The organism is Microbacterium neimengense, from assembly GCF_054782995.1.
Map to the genome: position 1 here is coordinate 95411 of NZ_BAAGRK010000001.1, position 18421 is coordinate 113831.

Annotated in this window: 21 protein-coding genes; 9 read left to right on the forward strand and 12 right to left on the reverse strand. The window is 70.6% G+C overall.

The features are described 5' to 3' along the window. Window positions 1-9: 9 nt before the first annotated feature. Window positions 10-1497, reverse strand: a complete 1488-nt coding sequence (locus ACYVJS_RS00405; protein WP_460736699.1) for an MFS transporter — start codon at window positions 1495-1497, stop codon at window positions 10-12. A gap of 60 nt (window positions 1498-1557) precedes the next feature. Between ACYVJS_RS00405 and ACYVJS_RS00410 the strand changes: the two genes are divergently transcribed. The 3 genes from ACYVJS_RS00410 to ACYVJS_RS00420 are packed head-to-tail and all read left to right on the forward strand — an operon-like array spanning window position 1558 to window position 3373. Continuing rightward, on the forward strand, window positions 1558-2058 hold the full coding sequence (locus ACYVJS_RS00410) for a phosphoribosyltransferase (RefSeq protein WP_460737083.1): 501 nt from the start codon (window positions 1558-1560) through the stop codon (window positions 2056-2058). Window positions 2059-2061: 3 nt separating this feature from the next. Next, on the forward strand, window positions 2062-2754 hold the full coding sequence (locus tag ACYVJS_RS00415; protein WP_460736701.1) for a uracil-DNA glycosylase: 693 nt from the start codon (window positions 2062-2064) through the stop codon (window positions 2752-2754). 10 nt (window positions 2755-2764) lie between these two features. Further along, on the forward strand, window positions 2765-3373 hold the full coding sequence (locus ACYVJS_RS00420; RefSeq protein ID WP_460736703.1) for a GNAT family N-acetyltransferase: 609 nt from the start codon (window positions 2765-2767) through the stop codon (window positions 3371-3373). Window positions 3374-3378: 5 nt separating this feature from the next. On the opposite strand, the gene ACYVJS_RS00425 is transcribed toward ACYVJS_RS00420, so the two are convergent. From ACYVJS_RS00425 to ACYVJS_RS00450, 6 genes are all read right to left on the reverse strand, one after another. Further along, complete coding sequence (locus ACYVJS_RS00425; protein ID WP_460736705.1) at window positions 3379-4170, reverse strand: ABC transporter ATP-binding protein; 792 nt, start codon at window positions 4168-4170, stop codon at window positions 3379-3381. Next, window positions 4167-4961: an ABC transporter ATP-binding protein gene (locus ACYVJS_RS00430; protein ID WP_460736707.1), complete on the reverse strand. Its 795-nt coding sequence runs from the start codon at window positions 4959-4961 to the stop codon at window positions 4167-4169. Before ACYVJS_RS00430 ends, ACYVJS_RS00425 begins: the two co-directional genes overlap by 4 nt. Beyond that, window positions 4958-5851 (reverse strand): ABC transporter permease, encoded by an 894-nt coding sequence (locus ACYVJS_RS00435; RefSeq protein WP_460736709.1) that lies wholly within the window; start codon window positions 5849-5851, stop codon window positions 4958-4960. Before ACYVJS_RS00435 ends, ACYVJS_RS00430 begins: the two co-directional genes overlap by 4 nt. Beyond that, on the reverse strand, window positions 5848-6801 hold the full coding sequence (locus ACYVJS_RS00440) for an ABC transporter permease (protein ID WP_460736711.1): 954 nt from the start codon (window positions 6799-6801) through the stop codon (window positions 5848-5850). Before ACYVJS_RS00440 ends, ACYVJS_RS00435 begins: the two co-directional genes overlap by 4 nt. Further along, a complete protein-coding gene (locus ACYVJS_RS00445) occupies window positions 6798-8300 on the reverse strand; it encodes an ABC transporter substrate-binding protein (protein ID WP_460736713.1) in 1503 nt (500 codons plus the stop codon). The genes ACYVJS_RS00440 and ACYVJS_RS00445 overlap by 4 nt, the downstream gene beginning before the upstream one ends. 114 nt (window positions 8301-8414) lie before the next feature. After that, a complete protein-coding gene (locus tag ACYVJS_RS00450) occupies window positions 8415-9341 on the reverse strand; it encodes an alpha/beta fold hydrolase (protein ID WP_460736715.1) in 927 nt (308 codons plus the stop codon). Window positions 9342-9437: 96 nt separating this feature from the next. Between ACYVJS_RS00450 and ACYVJS_RS00455 the strand changes: the two genes are divergently transcribed. The 3 genes from ACYVJS_RS00455 to ACYVJS_RS00465 are packed head-to-tail and all read left to right on the forward strand — an operon-like array spanning window position 9438 to window position 11149. Continuing rightward, the gene (locus ACYVJS_RS00455; protein ID WP_460736717.1) at window positions 9438-9914 is read left to right on the forward strand and encodes a carboxymuconolactone decarboxylase family protein; all 477 of its coding nucleotides are present in this window, start codon (window positions 9438-9440) and stop codon (window positions 9912-9914) included. Next, the gene (locus ACYVJS_RS00460) at window positions 9911-10630 is read left to right on the forward strand and encodes a tyrosine-protein phosphatase (protein ID WP_460736719.1); all 720 of its coding nucleotides are present in this window, start codon (window positions 9911-9913) and stop codon (window positions 10628-10630) included. Before ACYVJS_RS00455 ends, ACYVJS_RS00460 begins: the two co-directional genes overlap by 4 nt. A gap of 54 nt (window positions 10631-10684) precedes the next feature. After that, complete coding sequence (locus tag ACYVJS_RS00465; protein ID WP_460736721.1) at window positions 10685-11149, forward strand: SIP domain-containing protein; 465 nt, start codon at window positions 10685-10687, stop codon at window positions 11147-11149. A 117-nt stretch (window positions 11150-11266) separates the two neighbouring features. Here ACYVJS_RS00465 and ACYVJS_RS00470 read toward each other — a convergent pair whose 3' ends face one another. From ACYVJS_RS00470 to ACYVJS_RS00490, 5 genes are all read right to left on the reverse strand, one after another. After that, on the reverse strand, window positions 11267-11458 hold the full coding sequence (locus tag ACYVJS_RS00470; RefSeq protein WP_460736723.1) for a hypothetical protein: 192 nt from the start codon (window positions 11456-11458) through the stop codon (window positions 11267-11269). A gap of 268 nt (window positions 11459-11726) precedes the next feature. Next, entirely contained in the window at window positions 11727-12173 is a 447-nt protein-coding gene (locus tag ACYVJS_RS00475) for a Fe-S oxidoreductase (RefSeq protein WP_460736725.1), read from the reverse strand. Continuing rightward, the gene (locus tag ACYVJS_RS00480; RefSeq protein ID WP_460736727.1) at window positions 12170-12988 is read right to left on the reverse strand and encodes an arginase family protein; all 819 of its coding nucleotides are present in this window, start codon (window positions 12986-12988) and stop codon (window positions 12170-12172) included. The genes ACYVJS_RS00475 and ACYVJS_RS00480 overlap by 4 nt, the downstream gene beginning before the upstream one ends. Window positions 12989-13040: 52 nt before the next feature. Beyond that, a complete protein-coding gene (locus ACYVJS_RS00485; protein ID WP_460736729.1) occupies window positions 13041-13835 on the reverse strand; it encodes a PspA/IM30 family protein in 795 nt (264 codons plus the stop codon). 33 nt (window positions 13836-13868) lie between these two features. Then, the gene (locus ACYVJS_RS00490) at window positions 13869-15863 is read right to left on the reverse strand and encodes a TPM domain-containing protein (protein ID WP_460736731.1); all 1995 of its coding nucleotides are present in this window, start codon (window positions 15861-15863) and stop codon (window positions 13869-13871) included. A gap of 123 nt (window positions 15864-15986) precedes the next feature. On the opposite strand from ACYVJS_RS00490, the gene ACYVJS_RS00495 reads away from it, so the two are divergent. The 3 genes from ACYVJS_RS00495 to ACYVJS_RS00505 are packed head-to-tail and all read left to right on the forward strand — an operon-like array spanning window position 15987 to window position 18414. Further along, complete coding sequence (locus tag ACYVJS_RS00495) at window positions 15987-16823, forward strand: DUF3097 family protein (protein ID WP_460736733.1); 837 nt, start codon at window positions 15987-15989, stop codon at window positions 16821-16823. A gap of 21 nt (window positions 16824-16844) precedes the next feature. After that, complete coding sequence (gene trmB / locus ACYVJS_RS00500; RefSeq protein WP_460736735.1) at window positions 16845-17573, forward strand: tRNA (guanosine(46)-N7)-methyltransferase TrmB; 729 nt, start codon at window positions 16845-16847, stop codon at window positions 17571-17573. 1 nt (window position 17574) lies between these two features. Then, entirely contained in the window at window positions 17575-18414 is an 840-nt protein-coding gene (locus ACYVJS_RS00505; protein WP_460736737.1) for a CPBP family intramembrane glutamic endopeptidase, read from the forward strand. Window positions 18415-18421: the final 7 nt, after the last annotated feature.

The following is an 18421-nucleotide window of genomic DNA, read 5'->3' on the forward strand; positions in this document are numbered from 1 at the left end:
TCCTCGGCCTCAGCGCGCTGTCGTGCCCCCGGATGCGGCGGCGTGGGCCGTGGCCTCGGTGTCGGTGTCGGCGAAGGCCACCTTGGGGACGACGAGAAGCACCGCGGCGGCGGCGAAACCGCCGGCGGCGCACACGATCCACACGGTGATGTAGCCGCCCAGAGACGCGGCGGTCGAGCTCGCGACGGCGCCCGCGCCGACGGCGAGCACGACGCCGAACACGGCCGAGGCGAAGGTGCCGCCGATCGTCTTGGTCGTGTTGGTCAGCGCGGAGGCGATGCCGGTCTGTCCCCGCGGCGCCGCGGCCGCGGCGGCGGCGGGCAGTGCGGCCACGAGCGCGCCCGAGCCGAGGCCCGCGATCGACAGGTTCATGAGCACCTGCCAGAGCTCCCGATGCAGGGGCAGGAACAGCAGGTAGCCGACGCCCACGAGCAGAGCCGCTCCGATGAGCACGACGCGGGGGCTCGCCCGGCGGGAGGTGATCGAGAAGATCACGGCGCCGACGATGAGGGAGACGAGATACACGCCGATCACGTTGGAGCGCCCGGTGGCATCGAGTCCCAGTCCGTAGCCGAGCGCGGAGTCGGTGCCCGCGTAGGTCGACAGCGGACCTTGCGCGCCGAGAAGGCTGATGCCCACGAGCGCTGCGGTGGCCTGAACCGGCCACATCTCCGGGCGGCGCAGGACCCGGATGTCGACGGCGGGGTCGTCCTGGCGCAGTTCGAATCGCACGAACCACACGAAGGCGGCGAGTCCTGCCGCCAGGAGCAGCCAGGTCCAGACGAACCCGGGGCCGTTGATGCGGAGGAAGGTCAGGGCGCCGGTGACGAGCAGCAGCGCGAGTGCGAGGATCACGAAGCCGCCCGCATCCAGTCGGCGTCCGCGGACGGGCTCGGATTCGGGGACGCCCAGCCAGATGACGACGCCGATCAGCGTCACCGCGACCGCCGGCAGCATGAGGGTCACAGATAGATTCTCGGCCGTGGCGGCGAAGAGACGCCCGGCTGCCAATGCGCCCATGATGGCGCCCGCCTGGAGCCCTACCACGAGAAGACCTGCAGCTCGGCGGGTGGCGGAGACCCCGCGGCCCTGCCGCCGGCCGCGCTCGAAGATCAGCGCGATCTCGAGCGGTAGCCACACGACGTAGAAGCCCTGCAGCGCCCAGGCGATGAGGAAGCTCCAGAAGGTGCCCGCGAACGCGATCCACCACGTGGCCCCGGCCGTGAGGATCGTGGCGATCAGCAGGATGCGCTTGTGTCCGTACATGTCGCCGAGCTTGGCCATCACCGGGACGACGAGGGCCGACAGCAGCAGCTGAGCCGCCTCGAACCAGTTGACGTCGGCGTCGTGGACGCCCAGGTGCACCACGATGTCGCTGAACAGGGGCACGTAGTAGCCCTGCAGGATGCCGCTGACGATTTCGACGAGGATGAACCAGCCGATCAGGCCCGCCGTGATGCCGAGCGCCGATCGACCGGGCGCGCGGGTGCCGGTCATGGCGAAACGCTACACCGCGCCGCGCTCTAGGCTGGGACGGTGACGAACGAGGAGAGCGCCGTGGCGCCCGAACGCGAAACTCTGACCTGGGACCTGTTCGGCGAAGCGAGCCGCGACATCGCCCGCGACGTGATCGCGGCCGACTTCGCGCCCGAGGTCGTCGTCGCGATCGCCCGCGGCGGTCTGCTCCCGGCCGGAGCGATCGCGTACGGGCTCGGCGTGAAGAACTGCGGCGCGATCAACGTCGAGTTCTACACGGGCATCGGCACGGTGCTTGACGCCCCGGAGCTGCTTCCCCCGGAGCTCGACATGACGTATCTGAACGGGCGTCGTGTGCTCCTGGTCGACGACGTCGCCGACAGCGGCCGCACACTCGATCTCGCCGTGCGCCTGCTCGTGGAGCGCGGTGCGGACGTGCGCTCGGCCGTGATCTACACGAAGCCGACGACGATCATCCAGCCGGACTTCAGCTGGAAGAACACCGATCTGTGGATCGACTTCCCCTGGTCGTGGCAGGGTTCGGTCGTCGAAGAGGACCAGGGCCTTCCCGGCTCCGCCTGACCGATGGCCAAGACGCTGCCCGAGCTCGCCGCGGCCGGTCTCATGGATGCGGACTGGGCAGAAGCCCTTGCCCCGGTGGCCGGCGACATCGCCGCGCTGGGGGAGCGGCTGCGCGAGGAGACGGCTGCCGGACGCTCCTACCTGCCTGCGGGAGATCGAGTCCTGCGTGCGTTCCAGCGCCCGCTCGCCGAGGTCAAAGTGCTCATCGTGGGGCAGGACCCCTACCCGACCCCCGGCCACCCGATCGGTCTCTCGTTCGCCGTCGACGCGCATGTGCGGCCGATCCCGCGCAGCCTCGCCAACATCTACCGAGAGCTGAACGACGATCTGGGCGTCCCGCCGGCGGCCCACGGTGACCTGTCCGCGTGGAGCGCGCAGGGCGTCATGCTGCTGAACCGGGTGCTGACCGTCGCGCCGGGCGCTCCCGCATCCCACCGCGGATGGGGATGGGAGAAGGTCACCGAGCACGCGATCCGCGTCCTCGCCGAGCGCGGAGGGCCCCTGGTCGCGGTGCTCTGGGGGCGGGATGCTGCGGGCCTCACGCCGATTCTCGGCGGGGTGCCGAGCATCCAGTCGCCGCATCCGTCGCCGCTGTCGGCGAGCAGGGGATTCTTCGGATCCCGGCCGTTCTCCCGCGTCAACGAGCTGTTGATCGAGCAGGGCGCCACGGGGATCGATTGGCGCCTTCCCGCGTAGGCTGGGCGCCATGCTCGAAGAGGAATACCAGCGCCGTCGGCGTCTTCCGCGACACCTGCGTCGCGAGGCTCCTCCCGAGCGCGGCTTCGAGTTCCGCATCCGTGAGGCGACGACGGCCGACATCCCCGACATCCGCGAGATCTACAACTACTACGTCACCAACTCCGTCGTGACCTTCGACGAGAAGAAGTGGTCGCTGGCGAAGTGGCGGGAGAAGTTCGATCACCTGCGCAAGCTCGAGCTGCCGTTCCTCGTGGCCGAGAGCCCGTCGGGGCAGATCCTGGGATACGCGCTCGTGCAGCCCTGGGCGGGTAAGTCCGCCTACCGCTACACGGTCGAGGACTCGATCTACCTCGGTCAGGCGGCCTCGGGAAAGGGGCTGGGTACGGCCCTGCTGGCGGCGCTGATCGAGGCCTGCGAGAACAAGGGCATCCGCGAGCTGGTCGCCGTCATCAGCGACAAGGGTGCCGAGGGCTCCATTCGTCTCCACGAGAAGCTCGGGTTCACCGAGGTGGGGCGCATGGGGCGCGTCGGGTTCAAGTTCGGGCGCTGGCTCGGCACGGTCTACCTGCAGAAGTCGCTCAAGCCCAAGAAGAAGCGCGGTCTGTTCTCGCGCTGACGCCCTCAGGCCTCGGGGAGCGTCGGGACAGAGGCCAGCAGTCGCTGCGTGTACTCGGCGCTCGGATGCTGCAGGACGCGCGAGGTCGGGCCCTCCTCGATCATGCGGCCGTCCTTCAGCACGATGACGCGGTCGCAGAGCGCCTGCACCACACCGATGTCGTGGGAGACCATCAGCAGACTCAGGCCATCGCGGCTGCGCAGACGGTCGATCAGACGGATGATCTGCGCGCGCACCGTCACGTCGAGTGCGGACAGCGGTTCGTCGCCGACGAGCAGGCGCGGGCGGTGAACGAGGGCGCGGGCGAGAGCGATCCGCTGGCGCTGTCCGCCCGAGAACTCGTGCGGGTAGCGCGCGGCGGCATCCGCCGGGAGATCGACGTCCTCCAACACCTCGGCGACGCGCTTCTCGCGGTCGCCTGCGATTCCGAGGGCCCACAGCGGCTCTCCCACGATGCGGCCCACCCGCATCCGTGGGTCCAGCGAGGCGTACGGGTCCTGGAAGACGATGCCGGTCTGCCGCCGGAGCCAGTGCAGCCGGCGCGCGGATGCGGTCGGGTCGACGTTCCGGCCCTCGAAGCTCACCGTGCCGGAGGTGGGGGTGTCGAGAGCGAGGAGGAGGCGGATGAGCGTCGACTTGCCCGAGCCCGACTCGCCGATGATGCCCAGCGACTCGCCCTCGTGCACATCGATGTCGACCCCGTCGAGCGCGTGCGTGGTCCCTCGCGGCGCGAGAGGCGCGGTGCGAGGTGCCCGGTAGGTGCGCGAGAGACCGCGGCCGGAGAGCAGGGCCGTCATCGCTCCTCCTTCTCGTCTGGCCGCCACAGGGTCGCCCGCGCGTCGCGCAGCAGTGCCCGGGTCGTCTCCGAACGAGGCGCGGTGAGCAGCATCGCCACCGGCCCCTGTTCGACGATGCGGCCGCCGTCCATCACGACGGCGTGCGTCGCGATCTGCGCCAGCACGGCGAGGTCGTGCGTGATGAACACGAGCGACATCCCCGCATCCGTCACGAGCGCGCGCAGCAGACCGAGGATCTCCGCCTGGATCGTCACGTCGAGGGCGGTCGTCGGCTCGTCCGCGATGAGCAGCCCCGGATCCAGGGCGAGAGCCATCGCGATGGCGACCCGCTGACGCTGACCGCCCGAGAGCTGGTGCGGGTAGCGGTCCACGATGCGCGCGGGCTCGGGAAGTCCCACGCGCCGGGCGCCGGCGACGGCGACGTCGCGCCGTGCCGCGCGGCCGAGGCCCCGGTGGATGCGGGGGGCCTCGGCGATCTGGCGCCCGACCGTACGGATCGGGTTCAGGGCGCTCTGCGGCTCCTGGAACACGATGCCCACCTCGTCACCGCGGATGCGGGCGAGCTCCCGCTCGGGCGCGCCGATCACCTCGTGGCCGTTCAGGAGGATGCTGCCGCTCGCCGTCGCTCCCTCGGGAAGCAGCCCCAGGACCGCGAGCGCGGTGAGCGACTTACCCGACCCGGACTCGCCGATGATCCCGAGCCGCTCGCCGTCTGCTACCTGGAAGCTGAGCCCGTCGACCACGCGGACGCCGTCGATCTCGATGACGAGGTCGGTCACCTCCAGGCTCATGCGACGACCTCCGGCAGATGGGTGCGCGCACGGCGGGCCGACCCGCTGCGGGTGCGCAGCGTCGGGTCGGTGGCGTCGCGGAGTCCGTCGCCGAGCAGGTTGAACCCGAGCACGGTGGCGGTGATGGCGAGACCGGGCCAGAGGACCGAGAGCGGATAGGCGGTGAGGTACTGCTGGAGCTGCGAAAGCAGCACCCCCCACGACGGATCCGTCACGGGCGCTCCGAAGCCGAGATAGCTGAGCCCCGCCTCGGCGAGCACCGCGACGGCCATCGACCAGGACAGCTGCACGATGAACACGGGAGCCACGTTGGGCAGCAGGTGCCGGGTGAGGTTCTGCCATCCGGAGAGGCCCGATGCGCGTGCCGCCACGACGAAGTCGCTGTGCAGGACCCGACGCAGCTCGGGCCGGCTCACCCTGGCGATGTTCACGCCGAAGCCGATCCCCACCGACCAGATCACGACGGCGAGAGAACCGCCCCACACCGCCGAGATCATCATGGCGATCAGGAGCACCGGGAAGGCGACGAGCATATCGACGAGAACTGCGACGGACTCCCGCACCCAACGGTGGGTGAGCGCGCCGAGAGTGGCGAGGGAGAGCCCCACGATCGTCGCGATGACACCAGCGCCGGCGGCCACCACGACCGTCGTGCGCGAGCCCGCCATGAGGATGCTCAGGATGTCGCGGCCGGTCGCGTCGGTACCGAGCAGATGCGCTGGGCCCGGCCCCGCCCAGCGGCCGGCCACATCCGCGGCCTGCGGATCGTACGGGGTCCACAACGTCGCCAGGGTGGCGACCGCCAGCAGGGCGAGGACGATGACCACGCCGGTGACACCGGCCGGCTCGGACAGCAGCCGACGCCACCACGAGCGACGAGGTGCACTCATGCCGCAGACTCCCTCTGACGCGGATCGATCACGCGGTGCACGAGATCGACGATGAAGCCGACGACCAGCACGAAAGCCGTGAGAGCGAGCAACTCGCCCTGCACCATCGGCAGGTCGCGCGCAGACACGTCGCGCACCAGCATCCGTCCGACTCCGGGCAGCGAGAACAGCTGCTCGATCACCACGGCGCCCACGATGATGCCCGCGACCTGCAGTCCCAGTACCGTCACCACGGACAGGCCGACGTTGGGCAGCCCGTGCCGGACGAGTGCTCGCGTGCGGGTGAGGCCCTGCGAGGCGGCGGTTCGCACGTAATCCTGTCCCATGGCCTGCAGTGTGGCGCTGCGCACGAATCTCAGAAGCATCGCGCCCTCCACGATGCCGATCGTCAACGCGGGCAGCACGAGCGAACGAAGCGCCGCCCCCGGATCGCTCCACCCGTCACGGGGGAAGCCCTGCGCCGGAAGCACGCCCCACCAGACGGCGAACACGACCACGAGCATCATGCCGGCCCAGACGACGGGAACCGCCGCGAGCGTCTGCGCGCCCACGCCGATCACGGCGCCGCCCAGCCGTGAGCGCCGGAGCGCGGAGACGACGCCGAGGGGTCCGGCGAACAGCAGCGCGATGATCAGCGAGAGTGCGCCGAGCGGAAGGGTGACCTGCGCCTTCTCGGCGAGCTCCGCGGACACCGGCGTTCCGGTCAGCAGCGAGGTACCGAGATCACCGCGCAGCACCCCGCCGATCCAGTCGAGGTACTGCATGGCAAGAGGCGCGTCCAGATGCAGCCGGTCACGGATGGCGGCGATCTGCGCCGGCGTGGAGTTCGTGCCGCCGATCAGCTGCGCGACATCGCCCGGCAGGATGCGCAGGGTGAAGAAGATGATCACGCTGGCCACGACCAGCCCCGCAGCGAGCAGGGCCAGTCGCATCAGCGCGTATCGGATCACCCGTCGCTCTTGCCGAGCTCGGTCACGTTGAGCCGCTCGTTGACGTTGACCGAGGGGAAGCCCGACACGTTCGTGCCGACGGCGACCACGCTGGCTCCGTTGTACAGCCAGTCCGCGCCTGCATCGTCGGAGACGATGCGTGCCGCCTGAGCGAGAAGCTTCGCCGCCGCTTCATCGGTCGTGGCTGCGCGCGCTTGCGCGTAGAGCTCGGTGACCTGCGGGTTGTCGTAGGTGAAGTAGTACTGCGGGTTCGTCCAGTTGATGAAATCGCGCGCCTCGGTATGGAGCACGAAGCTCAACTCGTAGTCGTGGTTCTTGTAGACGTCGTTCAGCCAGGTCGGGAAGTCCACCGAGTCGACCTTCAGGGTGATGCCGACGGCGTTCAGATCCGAGACGAGCAGCTGCGAGATCGTCGCCGGGTAGAAGGAGGGGATGGTGAGCGTCAGGGTCGTGTCCGAGGCGCCGGCGTCAGCGAGGAGCTTCTTGGCGGCGTCGGGATCGTACGGGGCGACCTCCGAGAGGTCTTCGTAGCCGGGGTCGAGGGACGGGATCGGGCCGTACATCGTCTTGCCCGCGCCGAGCGCCTCGACGAAGGCGTCGTGATCGATCGCCTGGCGGATGGCCTGTCGCACGCGTTTGTCCGCGAGCGGGCCGGAGGTCTGGTTGAAGGCGAGCGTGCCCTTGTCGGTGGAATCGCCGATGACGAGCGAGAAGTCGCCGTTCGCCTCGATCTGCGTCTTCAGGTTCGCATCGAAGCCCGTCACCACGTCGACCTCGCCGGCGAGGGCGGCGTTGAGGGCTGCTTGATTGTCCGGGATGTAGTCGAAGACGACCTCCGCCGCCTTGGCGGGTGTGCCCCAGTAAGCGGCGTTGCGGGCGAACGTGATGTTGTCGCCGCGCGTCCAGCGCTCGAGCGTGAAGGGGCCGGTGCCGTTGGCCGCCGTCTGATAATCGACGCTGTCGCCCTCCTTCAGGATGATGCCGGCGCGGCCGCTGAGGTTCCACAGCAGCTGCGAGTCGGGCTGAGAGAGGGTCAGCGTGATCTTCTGGCCGTCGGCCGTCACTCCCGTGACGTTCGCGAGGGTGGAGGCGTCGACCCATCCCGCGTTGTCGCGGTGCTGCGTCAGCGAGAAGACGACATCCTCGGGGGTCAGCGGCTGACCGTCATGGAAGGTGACGCCCTCCCGCAGTGTGAAGGTGTAGGTCAGGCGGTCGTCCGAGACGGTCCAATCGCTGGCCAGCGCCGGCACGATCTCCTGCTCGGGGGTGCGTGCGACGAGACCCTGGTACAGGTTGTCGATGAGGATCTGATCCAGCGCGGAGCCCGAGGTCTGACGGATGTCGAGGTTCGTGGGTTCGAGCGCGAGCCGCACGACGACGGAGGAGTCCGCGTCCGGGGAGCCCGTCGGCGTCGGCGCCGTCGAGGCCGTGCAGGCGGAGAGGGAGAGAACGGCGGCGGCCACGAGCGCTGTGAGGGCGAGGGGCGTTCGGCGATGCATGGGTGGTCCTTTCCGCGGACGCGGGGAATGGAGGGAGGGCGGGGCGGTGCGGTGTACCAGCCTAGATCGCCGCCGGGACTGGGGGAGGCTGCGTCACGTCACAATTCGACTGCGTCATCCGGCCTCGACGATCCGACGCAGCAGGGCCGCGAGCTGATCCGGGATCTGCTCGTGAACGTTGTGGTGTGCGGGCACGACGATCACGTCGGCGTCCGGGCGGCGCACGCGGAACTCGTCCGCATCCGCTTCGGTGACGTATCCCGCGTCGCCGCGCACGAGCGTGATCGGCCGGCGCACGGCCGCGAGGTCGTCCCATCCGCTCGCGGCGAGAAGCTCCCGCATGGCGTCCGGCGCGGAAGCTCCGGTATCGGATGCGGCCGCCGCCGCGAGGCGGGCGAAGTGGTGCTTCCACTCCACTCTCCCGTCCGGGCGCACACGCGAGTTCAGATACACGCCCCGGGTGGCCGCGTCACGCGAGCCTCCCAGGCCGAACGACAGCGCCCGGTCGACGAGCTCCTCCCGGTCGGCCCAGTCGGTGGGGCCCGCGAAGAACGCGCGCATCTGCGCAGGGCCTGCGGCGGGATCCACCCCGGGGGTGAGGTCGATGAGCACGAGGCTGCGCACCAGGTCGCCGCGCGCCGCTGCCACCGCGGTCGCGGTGAGCGCGCCGAGGGAATGCCCCACCAGCACCTGCTGGCCCTCGGCCCAGGCCTCGAGAGCGGGCACCACATCCTGGGCGAGCGTGCGCGCGACGTACTGCGCGTCATCACGCCAGGAGGAGTCGCCGTGCCCGGCGAGGTCGATGGAGAGCGCGGGCAGCCCCAGCGCGAGGATCGTGGTGTCCCAGGTGTGCGCATTCAGGCCCGCACCGTGGAGGAACGTCACGACCGGGGGCTCGTCGCCGTAGCGGAGGGCGGAGAGGGTCCTGCCGTCCGGCAGGGTCAGTTCTCGCCGCTCGACCGTGGGCAGCGGCCCCGTGAGTCCGAGGCTCTCGGCCTGGGCGGGCAGGAAGGAGAACTCGTCGAAAGCGTCGTCGGTCACCCCCGCATGCTACGGTGCGCGCTCTGGTAGCGGGCGCGCACGCGTCTCATTCCGGAACCGTGCCGCAGGCCTTCCGGCGTGGGTAGGGTGGGCCGCATGGGTGATCAGCGGCGCGTGCACCTGTCGAAGGCGGCACCGGAGGTCTATCAGGCGATCGACGCGATGGCCAAGCAGGTGGGCGCGCTCGCAGCGGAGGCCGGCATCGAGCCGCGACTGAAGGAGCTCGTGCAGCTGCACGCTTCGCAGCTCAACGGCTGCGCCTACTGCGTGCGGGTGCACCTCGACCGGGGCATGAAGGCGGGTCTCGACGTCGACACCGTCGCGCAGCTGCCGACGTGGCGAGAGTCGGGCGTCTTCACCGACCGCGAGCGTGCGGCGCTGGAGCTCACGGAGTCTCTCACCTTCATCCATGAGGAGGGGGTCTCCGACGAGGTCTACGACCGGGTGGGGTTCGTTCTCTCCGAGGCCGAGTACGTCGCCGTGAGCTGGATCGTCGTCTCCATCAACGCGTTCAACCGTCTCGCCATCGCCGGGCGGTATCCGGTGCCGCCGCGCACCGCGCCGACACCATGAGCGAGCCCGGCGGTCTCATCGCCGGAGCCGTCAACTTCCGCGACATCGGCGGGCTGCCTGCGGGCGGGAGGGCGACCCGCAGCGGCGTGCTGTTCCGCTCCGGCAACCTCGCCCGTCTCGACGAAAGCACCCGCCGTCGCATCGCGGGGCTCGGCCTGCGGCGCATCGTCGACCTGCGCGACGACGATGAGGTGCGCAGCGATCCCACCTTCCTCGGAGCGGATGCGCCGGAGACCGTGCGTGTGCCGTTGTTCCTCGGATCCGTGGCATCCTTCTTCGTCGAGGACGTGAGTCTCATCGAGATGTACGACCGGCTCATCGACGACGCCGCTCCCGCCCTCGCGACCGTCGCTCGGGCAGTGGTCGAGGAGCAGCCCGTCCTCGTGCACTGCACGGTGGGCAAGGACCGCACCGGCGTCTCGATCGCGCTGATCCTCGCGGCGGCGGGTGTCGACGAGGACGCCGTAGTTTCCGACTACGCGCGCACCGCCGCATCCTTGCCCGCTGCGCGCAACCGTCAGGTGGTGGCGTGGCTGCGCGCGGCCCACCCCGAGGCGCGCCACGCCGTGGAGCTCGCCACGGCGTCACCGGCTCCTGTGATGCGGGCTCTGCTGGGCCGGCTGCGTGCACAGTACGGATCGACCGGCGACTACCTCTCCGCCGCGGGCGTCGGCGACGCCGAGCTCATCGAGCTGCGCCGCATCCTCGTCGCGTAGCGATCCACCCAAGGTGAGGCATACCTTCCTTGACGGGCGTATACTCGCCTCATCATGCCCGAGAACGACGTCCACAACGCGAACGCGTGCCGTGCGTCCAAGCACGCCCGCGCGCAGCATCTGGTGACCGCTGACGAGTCGTCCCTCGACGACCTCGAGATGCTGCTCGCGACGCTGCCGATGTGTTCGACCGGTCGGGTCTTCGTCGAGGTTCCGGATGCGGCGCACATCGCCGAGATCCGCGTCCCGGCCCGCATGACGATCACGTGGTTGACCCGCGACAGCCGTTCCGGCGCTCCGGGTACCGGACGCTCCTGCGCGCCGGGTGAGGCGCTCAGCCGGGCGGTCGTGGCCTGGGCCGACGAGATGCTGTGCGACGACGACGGATGCGGCACGGGCGTGACTCTGCTCGGCGGATACCTCGGCACCGCCGACATCTTCGACCACCTGGTGGAGCGCCGCGGGATCGATGCGGCCCGCATCCATACGCCTGCCCGCTTCGGGCTCGCCACCGCCTGACCGCGCCCGTTCCCGCGCCCGCTCGTTGAGCGAGCGGAGCGAGATGAAACGCGGTGTCGCTTCTGGTCGTTGAGTGAGCGGAGCGAGTCGAGACGCGGTGACCGGAACGTTCGTCGCTCATGAATCTGCAGCCTTGCGCCGCGAGCGGGCACTCCAGCCGACGACGGCATCCAGCCCGCCTTCGGCGAAGGCGCGGCGCTTCGCATGACTCCAGCCCTGGCGGCGCTTCTCCCAGCCGAACGCCTCATCGCGATGTGTGCGAACTCCGCACTCCAGAAGAGGCGCACGGGTAGCCTCCGGCGTGTGCATGCGGCGCCCGTACCGTTCTGATGCTGCGCGAGCCGGCGTTCGAGGTCTACCGTGCTGCCGACCTATAGCGAGCCGTCGGCGCACTCGAGCATGTATACGTGGGCCATGCGCAAGCGCTAGGCCTACGGTCGTGCCCGGATGCTGTTCCCACAGGCCGCAACGGTCATCCACAGCCCGTCGCGGACGTTTCGTCTCCTCGCTGCGCTCGTCGCTCAACGACCGGTGCGTGTCTCGGGTCGTTGAGCGAGCGGAGGAGTCGAAACGCCGGTCAGCGCGGGATGTAGTTGCCGTCGGCGAGACCGGCTTCGATCTCGAAGCGGTTCCGCAGCGGGTCGCGCCCGGCGATGCTGTAGAGGATCGGCATCAGGATCCCGAACCGGCGCCACTGCCGCTCGTGCACGGACTCGTGCGCGATCAGCCGGTCGTCGATGCGGCCGTCGCCGGTGAGGAAGCAATGGCCCACGCACACCCCACCGCGCGGGAACGCCCACGACGGCATCCCTCGGAACACGAACAGACGGCCGTGCCGCTCGACGCGTCCGCGGCTCCACAGAGTTCCCCAGATCCACCCCACCGCACATCCATAGGCATAACCCAGCGCGCTGACGGGCGAGTCAAGGAGGAAGGACGGGATCCAGCACTCCAGGGCGCGTGAGCGTGCGACCGCGCGGTCGGCCCGCTGCCGCCAGCCGGCGGGCGGTCTCGCGGCACTCACGCGAGGGCTCCGACCAGTCGCAGCAGCGTGCCCATGTCATCGCTCGCTGCGGCGGGGGATGCGGGGGCGAACCCGGCGAGCGAGGCGCCGGCCAGCGGCGCCGCGTCGCGCAGCGCCTTCAGAGCCGTGACCAGTTCGGCCAGCGAGGCGCCGAAGGGCTCGGAGTCCTTCACGCCGGGCATCTCTGCGGGGTCGAGCGCGTCGACATCGACGTGCACGTGCACCGCGTCGACGCCGAGCTGTTGGACGGTCCGCGCGAGCACGGCGGGATCGGAAAGCGCGGCCGCATCGATCACAGTGATGCCGTGCGCGTCGATGTACTCCTGCTCGGCGTCGTCCACGGCACGCGCGGCGACGAGGACCACGTCGGCGGGCGTGACGGTGCCCGGGGGCAGCGCGAGATCGGGCGCACCGTCGCCGAGAACGGCGCGCAGCGCCATCCCGCCGAACGCGTGAGAGGCAGAGGACTCCGGCGTGTGCAGATCCGGATGCGCATCGACCCAGACGACCGCGATCCGCCCGGCGCGGGCCGAACGCTCGACGGCGGCGACGCCGACGGCGCAGTCGCCGCCGACCGTGAGCGCGCGCTCGTCGGACGCGGCGAGCGCCTCACGCAGATCGTGCTGCACCTGGCGCAGCGCACTGTAGCGGTGCACGCCCGTGTCGAGCGCCTCTCCCGCACCGAGCGGGACCGGCACGTTCGTGCATGCGGCGCGCGGCAGATCGCCCGCGATGGCCTCCGCGCCGTCCACGAGCTGCATCGCGCGCGCGGAGGGCGAACCTTGCCACACGGGCGTGATGAGGAACCGTGTCATCTCGACTCCCGGATGGGGGAGGGGCCGCGCTCGGCGCGGCCCCTCGGTCTTGTCACTGCTGGTGCTGCTGGGGCAGCTGCTGCTGCTGGCCCAGTTCGTCGCTCGCGGCGCCGGCGCCGAGCGCGCCCTGCGCGGACCCGCCCGCCTTCAGCGCGGCCAGGCGCGCCTCGACCTCGGTCAGCTCACCGACGTCCTCGAGGCTCTCGAACTGGGCGTCGAGGCTGGAAGCGGCGAGCTCCGCCTTGCCGGCAGCCAGTGCCTCCTGGCGACGGATCTTGTCTTCGAAGCGGCCGAGTTCGCTCGTGGGGTCGAGGACGTTGACGCTCTTGATGGCGTCGTGCACCTTGTTCTGGGCCTCGGCGACCTTCGCGCGGGCGAGCAGCTCGCTGCGCTTGGAGCGAAGCTGCTCGAGCTTCTGCTTCATGCCGTTGAGGCCGTCCTTGAGCTTGTCGACGACCTCGGTCTGCGCAGCGATCTGCGGCGCGGATGCCTTTGCCTCGTTCTCTTCGGAGATCTGGCGCTGCAGGGCGATCTTGGCGAGGTTGTCGAACTTGTCGGCATCGGTCGTATTGCCGGCGCGGCGCATCTCGTCGGCGCGACGGCTGGCCGCGAGCGCCTTGCTGCCCCACTCGGCCGCCGCCTGCACGTCCTCCTGGTGGTCGCGCTCGAGAAGACGCAGATTGCCGATCGTCTCGGCGATCGCGGCTTCCGCGTCGGCGATGTTGTTCGTGTAGTCGCGGACGAGCTGGTCGAGCATCTTCTGCGGGTCCTCGGCCTGGTCGATCATCGCGTTGATGTTCGCCCGGACGAGGGTGGAGATGCGTCCGAAGATGGACTGCTTGGCCATCGTGTTTCCTTTCGTCGTGGTTCGTGAAGTCCGTCAGAATCTGCCGCCGCTGCCGCCGCGGGAGCCCCCGCCGCCGAAGCTCCCGCCGAAGCCGCCGCGGGAGCCCCCGCCGCCGAAGCTTCCGCCGAAACCGCCGCCGAAGCCGCCCCCGAAACCTCCGCCGCGTCGGCGGCCGCCTCCCAGTGCGGAGCCGATCAGGATGCCGCCGAGCATCGCGCCGAGATCGCCCCCGCCGCCGGATCCTCCGGAGAAGGCGGAGACGTCCGACTGTGCGGCGGAGATGGCGTCGGCAGCGAGGCGAGCGGCGCGCGAAGCCGCATCCAGTGCCTGCTCGGGCGCTGACTGAGCCTGCTGCTCGGCCAGGGCGAACGATGCGCGGGCGTCGGCGAGGCGGGTGCGGGCGGTGGCGCCGATCGCACCGCGTCGGGACGAGATGAAGTCCTCGGCGGCGCCGATCTGCGCGTGCGCGTGCGCGAGGGTCGGCGGCAGCACCTGGCGTGCGTGCTCGGCGCGGGCCGCCGCGTCGCGTGCGGAGCGCAGGAGCGCGTCGAGTTCGTCGTCGACCCGCTGCAGTGCCGCGAGGGCCGCCACCGGGTCTTCGTCTGCTGCGTCCAGTTGTGCGCGGGCGACCGCGGAGGCAGCGGCGAGCCGCCCGTCGGGGTCGGGCAGGGGCTCCGCTGCGGCGATGTCCCGTGCGAGCTCGGCGCGCAGCGCGGGGATCTCCGCTGCGGCGGCGGCGATGCGATCACCGTGCGCGCCGACCGCATCCGCCAGCTGTCGCGCCTGCGCGATGGCCTGCTCGGCGGCACGCAAGGCTACGGCGGCTTTGCCCGTGTCTCCGGCGGCGGCCGCGGCATCCGCGGCAGAGAGTTGGCCATCGGCGAGCGCGAGCCTGTCCGCCGCCTGCGCCGTATTGTCGGCGATCGTGCTCAATGCCGCGGCAGGGTACGTGGCCGTGAGCTGGGCGAAACGCGCCTCGGCGTTCTGAAGGGCGCGAGTCGCCTCGTTCCGCGACGAGCGGAGCCGTTCCCGGGTGGCCGCCAGATCCTGTTCGATGCGTCGGAGGTCGGCGAAGGCGTCCAGCTGCGCCTGCACCCGTGCGTCGGCGGCGGAAACGAGCTGCAGCGTCTGCTCGTGCCAGGCGCGCACCTGCTCGTCGGAGTCGGGGATCTCGTCGTCGAGCTTCTGGCGCACGGTGAAGGCCTGCTCCAGTTCTGCGCGCGCCGTCGTCAGAGCGTCGCGCAGACTTCTCGTGGCCTCTTCGCCGAACTGTGCGGCGGCGAACCCGTGCTCCTGTTCCGCCTCTCGCAGGGCGTCGTCGGTGGCGACGAGAGCCGCGGCCGCGCGCTTGCCGAGATCCTCGGTGCTTTCCGCGGGACGGGATGCGGCGCGCCGCCGAGCCCCGCGGATGACGAAGTACGCGCCCACGGCCGCCAGCGCCAGAACGGACACGACGATGATGACGATGCCCGCACCGCCGGAGCCGGAACCCGAACCGGAGGACTCCGAGCCGGGCGGGATGCCGCCGCCGGAGTCGCCGCCTCCGCCGCCGGTATCGCTGCGGGCGGCGGACATGCCGTCGGCGGCGGCGATCGCGGCACCCGCCCAGTCACCGTCTCGGAGAGCCGGATACACCCAGTCCTGATCCACGGTCGTGATCTGGTTCTCGCTGAGCGGCCCCGAGGTGTCGCTGGAGATCCAGTACTGACGCGCGTCGACGGCGATGGCCAGCAGGTACTGGTTGGGTCCGAGGCCGCCCTGCTCGGCCGTCTGGGTCGCCCAGTCCTTGGCATCAGACGGGCTGCTGAAACGGTCGACGTAGACGACCCACAGGTTCAGGTTGTCGGTCTCGGCGAGTCGCTCGAGGCGGTCCTCGACCTGGGTGCGCTCGGCGTCGCCGAGGACCCCCGCCTCGTCGCTCACATACGACGCGCCGAGCTCCACCGGCGGCGTTGCGGCAGCCGGGGCCGCGACCAGGAAGACGGCGGCCAGCGCGGCCACCAGTGCATATGCCCAGCGCGGTCGCATCGATGGCCTCCCTCGGGGGCGGACTCCGCCCTCGTCGAGTCTATTGAGGGCGAGTCTGTGTACGCCATGGATGCGGGTCGCTGCCGGATGTGCATGCTCTGGCTGGTTACGCTGCTCGGCGTTATGGATGATCGGTACCCCACGGATGTGCTCGCGGCCGGCTGGCGCGAGCGGAACGCGAAGACCCTCGCCGAGGTCCCCGCCGAGCGCGACACGGTGGTGGAGGTCGCCGAGGACGGATTCTGCGGCGCGGTGACGTCGGTCGAAGGCGGACTCGTCCAGCTGGAGGATCGCACGGGCAGGCGACGCATGTTCTCGCTGGGGCCCGGCTTCCTGATCGACGGCGAGGCCGTCCGTCTCGTCGCGCCCCCCGTCGCCCGGGCCGCCGCCGGGCGCGCGCGCACCGCCTCGGGGTCGTTCGCGGTCGCCGACCAGCGGGCACGCATCGCGCGCCCGAGCCGCATCCTCGTCGAGGGCAAGCACGACGCCGAGCTCGTCGAGAAGGTGTGGGGAGACGACCTGCGCGTCGAGGGAGTGGTCGTCGAGTACCTCGAGGGTGTCGACCTGCTCTCGGACCTCCTCGAGGCGGAACCGCCCACGGCGGAGCGCCGCTACGGCGTGCTCGTCGACCATCTCGTGCCGGGGTCGAAAGAGGCGAGGATCGCGGCGGATGTCGCGCGCAGTCGGCATGGCGCCCACGTGCGGATCGTCGGTCACCCGTTCATCGACGTGTGGCAGTGCGTCACACCGCGCGCGGTCGGGATCACGGCGTGGCCGGAGGTGCCGAGGGGGATCGACTGGAAGACGGGCGTCTGCCGGGGTCTCGGCTGGCCGGCGCGTGACAAGGCCGATCTCGCCCGTGCGTGGCAACGCATCCTCGCGAGCGTTCACAGCTATCGAGACCTCGAACCTGCGCTCCTGGGGCGCGTCGAGGAACTCATCGACTTCGTGACCGCCTGAGGCGCTTCGTATCCTGGGGGGATGACCGATCCCGCATCCGGCGTCTTCCGCGATCGCCCCGTCTCGTTCGTGCGCCGCAGCGGGAGGATGTCGGAGGCCCAGGAGCGCGCCTGGTCCGAGCTCGGCCCTCACCTGCTGCTCCCGGTTCCGCGGAACAACGCCGCCACCTCGGTCGCGGCCGACGCGCAGATCGAGGTGGCCGCGGTGTGGGGCAGGGAGGCCCCGCTGATCGTCGAGATCGGTTCGGGGCAGGGTCACGCCATCGTGCATGCGGCGACCACTCGACCCGACACCGACTTCCTCGCGGTGGAGGTTTTCCGCGCAGGGCTCGCTCGCACCATGCTCGACGCCGACCGCGCCGGCGTTCGCAACCTGCGCCTCGTCGAGGCGAACGCTCCCGAGGTGCTGGAACACCTGCTGCCGGCGAGGTCGGTCGATGAGGTCTGGATCTTCTTCCCCGACCCGTGGCACAAGAAGAAGCACACGAAGCGGCGACTGGTGAAGCCGGACGTTGTGCCGACGCTCGCGCGTGCGCTCCGCCCCGGCGGGATGCTGCGCCTGGCCACCGACTGGGAGGACTACGCGCTGCAGATGCGCTCGGTGCTCGACGAGGCGACGGTGTTCGACCGTGCGTTCGAGGGGGACTGGTCGCCGCGCTTCGAGGGTCGCGTCATCACGGCCTTCGAGCGCAAGGGCGCGCGAGTGGGGCGCGCGATCCGCGACCTCGCCTACCGACGATCGGCCGGCTGAGGTGCCCGCCGCGCAGACGGTCGGCCGGACTCCGCTGCGGGCAGGGCCGCTCGCGGCCTCGCTGCTGGTGGCGCTCGCCGCACCGGCGTTCTTCGTGTTGCTCACTCCCTGGCTGGGGTGGGCCCTGCTCGCGGCGGGCCTCGTCACGGCGTGGTGGGCGGATCGCCGTCACCCGCGCGCGGTCTCGCTGCTGCGCGATCTGTCGCTCATCTCCGTCGGGATGCTGATCGTCAGCGCCATCCCGCTCGCCGCCGAGCTCGACAACGCCGCGATGGTGCGATTCACCCTCGCGCTGGGCGGAGCCGTCGTGGTGCCCTATCTCGTGTCGCGGTTCGTCTACCGCGACCGCGCGATCCGATTCCCGTGGCGCGGGGGCGGGCGATGGAGCCGGTTCCAGTGGGTGTGGCTGGTGGCGGTGCTTGTGCTCGGCTGGCTCATCCTGCCCTACTACTTCATCAGCTCCGGGGTCTACCAGAACTGGCCGGTCGTCGACACGCCCGATCTCATCGCCCGCCTGTTCGTCGGCGTCGGGGCGGTCGGCATCTGGGACGAGCTCTTCTTCATCTGCACCGTCTTCGCGCTCCTGCGTCGCCATCTGCCGGATCTGACCGCCAACCTCGTGCAGGCGATCGTGTTCGTCTCGTTCCTGTGGGAGCTCGGCTACCGCGCCTGGGGGCCCGTCCTCACGATCCCGTTCGCGCTGCTGCAGGGGTACATCTTCTTGCGCACACGTTCGCTCGCCTACGTCGTCACGGTGCACCTGCTGTTCGACGCGGTGGTGTTCGGGGTGCTCGTCCACGCGCACAATCCGGGTCTGCTCGACGGCGTGTTCCTCATCTGAGGCCGCG